This window comes from Burkholderia sp. AU4i, assembly GCF_000466765.1.
Classification (GTDB): domain Bacteria; phylum Pseudomonadota; class Gammaproteobacteria; order Burkholderiales; family Burkholderiaceae; genus Burkholderia; species Burkholderia cepacia.
Genome location: NZ_ASSI01000304.1, coordinates 1 through 777 on the forward strand (window position 1 = coordinate 1; position 777 = coordinate 777).

Genomic DNA, 777 nt, shown 5'->3' on the forward strand with positions numbered 1-777 from the left:
AAGGTCGAGGATGCAACCAAGCCAGGCCGATGATCTGGTTGATGAGCAGGCCCAGCAATCCCGATGCGCTAGCAACGAGCATCGTCTTGCGGGTAGGCTCGCCGCCGCGAAGCCAGCCGATGCCGATCAGGAGTGGAACCGCCCAGATGAGCTGTTCGGCAAAGAAGGTGGCCAACGTCAGAGCCAAAGCACTGGGATGCTCCGGTGCGTTGAGCCAGAGAAAAAATGTATGGTTGAGTGATTCCATGAGGTCTCCGGGCCGGATCGCCTCCGAGGGAAACGATCCGGCCATACTGTCGGGAGTCAGTCCCGCTTGTCGTGGTCATCATCGTGATCCGCCTTGTCCTCGGCAGACGAGATGACCGTGCCCTTGTCGGCATCGACCCGGACATCGAAGACCTTGGCCCCGCTGACGACTTCCACGTCGTAGACCCAGCCTTGCTTCGAGTTCTCGTACTCGGCGCGTGACGCCTTGCCATTGGCGTGCTGCTCGGCGACGGTGACCGCCTGAGTGAGGGGAATCTTGGCCTTGCTGATTGCCAGTGCGTCGTTTTCCATACCGCCATTGGCGGCGTAGGCGACCGCGCCGGTTGCAGCGATGGCGACGGCCAGAAGGGAAAGTTTGGTATAGCGGTACATGATGCTTCTCCAGAAGAGTGCAGGGATTTGCACAGTGGAGAAGGTACGCAGGCAGACTTAGCTCGCACTGAGCCGGGAAGTTTTCGCTCTCGCCGATGTAGTGTTATCGACTCCTGACAATTGGTGCAGTCGTCTTCT

1 protein-coding gene and 1 pseudogene are annotated in these 777 nt (G+C 59.3%); both read right to left on the reverse strand.

Going from position 1 to position 777, the window contains the following annotated elements; translation table 11 throughout:
* Nucleotides 1-247: pseudogene (locus L810_RS41200) on the reverse strand (undecaprenyl-diphosphatase); the annotation flags it as partial.
* Nucleotides 248-303: 56 nt separating this feature from the next.
* A complete protein-coding gene (locus tag L810_RS41205; RefSeq protein ID WP_005797945.1) occupies nt 304-639 on the reverse strand; it encodes a PepSY domain-containing protein in 336 nt (111 codons plus the stop codon).
* Between the last annotated feature and the right edge of the window lie 138 nt (nt 640-777).